The following is a 5,034-nucleotide window of genomic DNA, read 5'->3' on the forward strand; positions in this document are numbered from 1 at the left end:
GGGACCCGTGCGGGGGTCGACCGGCCCGCGCACGGCCCGGGCGGGGGCGTCGGGAGCGGGGGCGTCGGGAGCGGGATCAGCCATCAGCGGGCGCCTTTCCGGGAATCGAGGATCGAGTGGCCGTACTCCACCAGCTCGCGGATCTGCGGGCCGATGCCACCGAAGTCCTGTCCGGCCATGTCCCCGGCCTCGGAGCGGGTGGCCACACCCTGGGCGATCGCCGCGAACTTGAACGTCGCGAACGCCAGGTACCAGGGCATGTGTGCGGGATCCGTGCCGGTCGCGGAGCAGTACCTGTCCAGCAACCGCTGCGGGCCGGGCCACCCGGGGCCCGTGGTCAGACTCGGGATGAGCGGGACCTCGGGTCCGTCGGGATCGCCCCAGTACAGAACGGTCTGGGCGAGGTCGGCCACCGGATCGCCGAGGGTCGACAGTTCCCAGTCGAGGATCGCCTTGATCCGCCCCGGATCGTCGGCGTCGACCACACAGTTGTCCATGCGGTAGTCACCGTGGATGATCCGCGACGACGGCGAGGTGGGCAGGTCCCGGCCGAGTCGCGCGGCCAACTCGGGCAGGCGGTCCGCGCGGACGCTCGCGCTCGCCTTCTCCGACTGTCCGAGCCACCTGCGCAGCTGCCGATCGAGGTAACCCTCCGGCCGCCCCAGATCCCCCAGGCCGACGGCGTCCTGATCCACTGCGTGGAGAGCGACCATCGCGTCGATCTGCGCGTCCGCCATGGCCGCCTTGTCGTCGTCGGACTCGGCGTAGCCCGGCGGCAGTTCGTCGCGGATCACGTGACCGACGACCTTCTCCATCACGTAGTACGGGACACCGAGGTCCTCGCCGGTGGTCTCGTTGAGCACGATCCCGGCCACCGGGACGTCCGTCGACGCCAGCCCCAGCTGGATGCGCGCCTCGCGCCCCATGTCGTGGGCGCTCGGGAGGAGCTCACCCGTGGGCGGCCGACGCAGGATGAGCTCGCCGGCGTCCGAGCGGAGCGTGAACGTGAGGTTGGACTTGCCCCCCGCGATCAGCTCGGCGGAGAAGTCCGTCCAGGCCGCCTCGCCCGTGGCCTCGGCGATCTTGGGGCCCACGACGTCGGGGCGGAGGAGTCGGTCGACCGCCGGGCCGGCGGACGATTCTGGTGGAGTGGTCATGGGGTGATCCTCGCGGTTGATGGGCGGCCGGATGACCGGAACGGGCACGGACTAGTCGTGGCCGACCGTGTGCAGGTCGTTGCCGCGGGTCTCCTTCATGATCGCCGTCGCGATGATGGTGCAGACGCAGAGCACGATGATGTAGGCGCTGATCATCCAGTACACGTCCCACTCGATGAACTGGGCGTTGAGGTACGGGGCGCTGCCGCCGAAGACGGCGACGGACAGGGAGTAGGCGAAGCCGATGCCGGCCGTGCGCATCTTGGTGGGGAACGCCTCGGACATGAACGACGAGAGGATGGATCCGGCCGCGGCGACCAGCGTCATGGCGATCAACGAGGTGAGGAACAGGGTCCACGGCCGGTCGTCGATCATCCCCATCAGGAACGGGGTGGTGACGATGGTCCCGACGGCGAAGATGAAGATCACCGGACGACGTCCGATCTTGTCCGACAGCAGGCCCCACAGCGGAAGGGTGCACAGGGCGATCAACTGGCTGCCGAAGATCATCCAGAAGGCGGCGCCCGCATCCATGTCGCGCTGGGTGATGGCGAAGGTGGAGGCGTACGAGCTCCAGGTGTAGTGGGCCACGGTGATGCCGGAGACCATGGTCACGACCAGCGCGATCGCGCGGGCCAGACGGCCCTTGGAGAACGTGACGACCGGGGAGGTCGGGTCGGCGACGGCGGCCTCGGCGGCCTTGTCGAAGACGTCGGACTCCTCCATCCCGGCCCGCAGGTACAGCACGAACAGGGCGAACACGGCACCGAGCAGGAACGGGATGCGCCAGCCCCACTCGCCGACGGCGGACTCGGACAGCACGGCGGTGATGGTGCCGCCCACGCCGTAGGCGATCACGGTGCCGCCCATGATGGCGACGAAGACCAGGCTCCCCCACATCCCGCGACGGTGGGGCGGCGCGATCTCGGCGACGTAGCTGTACGCGGTCGCGGACTCACCACCGTGCGCGAAGCCCTGGACGATCCGGCACAGCAGGAGCAGCACGGAGGCGAAGACACCCAGGGTCTCGTAGCTCGGCAGCAGTCCGATCAGCAGGCTCGCGCCCGCCATCATGAGCATGGTGGTGATGAGGACCCACTTGCGGCCCTTGACGTCGGCGATCCGGCCGAAGACGATCCCGCCGAGCGGCCGGACGAGGAAGCCCACGGCGAAGACGGCGAAGGTCGCCAGCAGGGCCGAGACCGGGTTCTCGTTGTTGAACATCGCCGCCGCGATGAACGGGGCGAACACCGCGTAAGCGGTCCATTCGTACCACTCGAACAGCTGCCCGGTGGTGCTGGCCGCGAGCGACCTCTTGGCGTTCCTGTTGCCCTCGGCGGACTGCGTCGGGGTGACCTCCGAGGGGAGGTCGGGGCGGATGCTGGCCTCGGCCATGTCATCTCCTTCGGGTCGGGTGAGGGGTCTGGGGAATCAGGAGGGGGTGTGCTCGTCGCGGAGTTCGCGGCGACGGATCTTGCCGGTCTGGGTCTTGGGCAGCTCGCCGACCACGTGGACCTCGGCGGGCCTCTTGTAGGCGGCGAGTCTGGAGGCGGCGAAGGCGACCAACTCCTCCCCGGTGGCGGTGCGGCCCGCCTTGAGGGAGACGAACGCGACCACCTTCTCGCCGCGGTACTCGTCCGGCAGGCCCACGACCGCGGCCTCGAAGACTGCGTCGTGCTCGTACAGGACGTCCTCGACCTCGCGGGGCCAGACCTTGTACCCGGAGGCGTTGATCTGGTCCTTGAGCCTGTCGACGAGGTAGACCCAGCCGGCGGAGTCCATGACGGCGACATCACCGGTGTGCAGCCGGCCGCCGGGCATCGCCCCGGCGGTGGCCGCGGCGTTGCGCCAGTACCCGGACACGATCTGAGGTCCGCTGAGGACGAGCTCGCCCTGCTGCCCCGGCGGGACGGGTCGATCGTCGACGCCCACCACGCTCGCGTCGACCCCCGGGAGTGGGACCCCGACGGAGAGCGTCCCGCTGGCCTCGTCCACGGGGGCGCGGAGTCCGGGCGGGACGGCGACGACCCCCGAGGTCGTCTCGGTCATCCCGTAGGCGTTGTGGATGTAGTGGCCGAACCGCTCCCGGAACCGCTCGACCGTCGACGGCGGGATCGGTGCTCCCCCGCTGTAGAGCGTCTTGACGGACCCGAAGTGCTCCGGGCCGGCCTCGTCCAGACGCATGAGCGCGTTGAAGGCCGTGATGGACCCGATCGTGTAGGTGACCCGGTGTTCGCGGAAGGCGTCCAGGACGACCTCGGGCCGGAAGCGCCCGGCGAAGACCAGGGCGGTGTCCCCCAGCAGGCCGAGGGTCGCGTTGATGACGGCACCGGTGATGTGGAACAGCGGCGCTATGGCCAACACCACGTCTCCCGGCACGATGCCGACGAAGTCGGCGAAACTCCGGGCCACGGCCACCACGTTCGCGTGCGAGTTCATCGCACCCTTCGGGGGACCGGTGGTCCCCGAGGTGTAGGTCAGCAGCGCGAGGTCGTCCGGTGACACCGTGACGGGAGCCGGGGTCCGACCCGAGAAGTCGGAGATGAGCCGCACGAGATCGCCGTCCTCCGACGGCACTCCCGGGTCCGTTCCGCCGAATACCCGGGGGTCGTTCCTGGTCTGGAGGTCCCGCTCGCTGGTGCTCAGGATCCACCGGGCGTCGGTGCCCTCCACGCTCTCGCGGATCGCGGCGACGTCCCGGTCGGTGGCGATGATCCCCACCGCGCCGGAGTCCTCGACGGGCAACCGGAGCTCGCGACCGAAGTACATCGGGTTGAGGACCACGGCGGCGGCGCCGATCTTCCACAGGGCGAGCAGCGCCAGCGCGTACTGCGGGATGTTCTGCAGGTGGATGCCGACGCGGTCGCCGCCCCGCACCCCTCGATCCTGCAGCGCCGCGCCGAGGGCGTCCGACATGCGGTCGACCTCACGCGCCGAGAGGAGGGTGTCGAAGTACGCGACCGCGGTCCGGTCCGGACTCGTCGCGACCCGGTCGCGCCAGGCGTCGACCAGCGTCGCCCGCCGCCCCGCGAGGCCCTCGTCGAGACCCGGACGGTACAACTCCCGCCACGGGCGCGGGTTCGGTCCGTTCATCATCGCCCTCCGCTCCGTCGGCCCGACCGAGCGATCGCTCGGTCCGATGTAGTGTTACCCACACCACATCACGTGTCAAGTGATCGACAGCTAGGGTTTTTCGATGACCGAGGAGAGTCCACCGATGAGCGACTGGCGAGAATTCGGGCCCGACACCCTGTCGCCCCCGTTACGTGCCGCGTTGGTCGTCTTCGCGCGACACGGGTACCACGGCGCCTCGATCAGGATGATCGCCGAAGAGGCCGGACTGTCCGTTCCGGGCCTCTACCACCACTATCGCTCGAAACAGGCGATCCTCGCGGCCGTGGTGGACACGGCGATGGCGGAGATGCTCGAGCACACCGGCGCGGCCGTGGAGGACGCCGGGAACCACCCGGTCGCCCGCTTCGAGAACCTCGTGGAGTGCCTCGCCCGCTTCCACATGGCCAGGCGGGACCAGGCGTTCGTGGCCTCCACGGAGATGCGGAGCATGGACCCGGGCGTCCGCGCCCACCACATCGCCCAGCGCGACTCCCAGCAGGCGATGCTCGAGGAGGCCATCCGGGCCGGCGTCGACTCGGGGGACTTCGCCTGTGAGCACCCCGAGGACGCGGCCCGCGCGATCTCGTCGCTGTGCGTGTCGATCTCCTCCTGGTACCGCCCCGACGGCCCGCTGACGAGAGACGACGTGGTGGCACGACACCTGTACTTCGCCCGCGGCATGGTGGGCGCGGCCCGGGCCGGCGGCGTCGCCGACCCGTCACCGTCCCCGAGTTGACCGGCCCTTCCCCCGCGGCGCCTGCTG

4 protein-coding genes are annotated in these 5,034 nt (G+C 70.1%); 1 reads left to right on the forward strand and 3 read right to left on the reverse strand.

Annotation, left to right across the window (positions count from 1 at the left end):
• Positions 1 to 83: 83 nt before the first annotated feature.
• The 3 genes from G6017_RS02480 to G6017_RS02490 are packed head-to-tail and all read right to left on the reverse strand — an operon-like array spanning position 84 to position 4,250.
• Positions 84 to 1,157: a phosphotransferase family protein gene (locus G6017_RS02480; RefSeq protein WP_182610848.1), complete on the reverse strand. Its 1,074-nt coding sequence runs from the start codon at positions 1,155 to 1,157 to the stop codon at positions 84 to 86.
• Positions 1,158 to 1,208: 51 nt separating this feature from the next.
• On the reverse strand, positions 1,209 to 2,552 hold the full coding sequence (locus G6017_RS02485) for an MFS transporter (RefSeq protein ID WP_182610849.1): 1,344 nt from the start codon (positions 2,550 to 2,552) through the stop codon (positions 1,209 to 1,211).
• A gap of 36 nt (positions 2,553 to 2,588) precedes the next feature.
• Complete coding sequence (locus tag G6017_RS02490; RefSeq protein ID WP_182610850.1) at positions 2,589 to 4,250, reverse strand: class I adenylate-forming enzyme family protein; 1,662 nt, start codon at positions 4,248 to 4,250, stop codon at positions 2,589 to 2,591.
• 124 nt (positions 4,251 to 4,374) lie between these two features.
• On the opposite strand from G6017_RS02490, the gene G6017_RS02495 reads away from it, so the two are divergent.
• Positions 4,375 to 5,007 carry a TetR/AcrR family transcriptional regulator gene (locus tag G6017_RS02495; RefSeq protein WP_182610851.1) on the forward strand — a complete coding sequence of 211 codons (633 nt, stop codon included), beginning with the start codon at positions 4,375 to 4,377 and terminating at the stop codon, positions 5,005 to 5,007.
• Positions 5,008 to 5,034 lie beyond the last annotated feature (27 nt).

This window comes from Dietzia sp. B44, assembly GCF_014145245.1.
GTDB classification, from domain to species: Bacteria; Actinomycetota; Actinomycetes; order Mycobacteriales; family Mycobacteriaceae; genus Dietzia; species Dietzia natronolimnaea.

Coding starts and splice junctions, on each gene's coding strand:
- G6017_RS02495 (WP_182610851.1), top strand. CDS start 4,375: ATGAGCGACTGGCGAGAATTCGGGCCCGACACCCTGTCGCCCCCGTTA.
- G6017_RS02485 (WP_182610849.1), bottom strand. CDS start 2,552: ATGGCCGAGGCCAGCATCCGCCCCGACCTCCCCTCGGAGGTCACCCCG.
- G6017_RS02490 (WP_182610850.1), bottom strand. CDS start 4,250: ATGAACGGACCGAACCCGCGCCCGTGGCGGGAGTTGTACCGTCCGGGT.
- G6017_RS02480 (WP_182610848.1), bottom strand. CDS start 1,157: ATGACCACTCCACCAGAATCGTCCGCCGGCCCGGCGGTCGACCGACTC.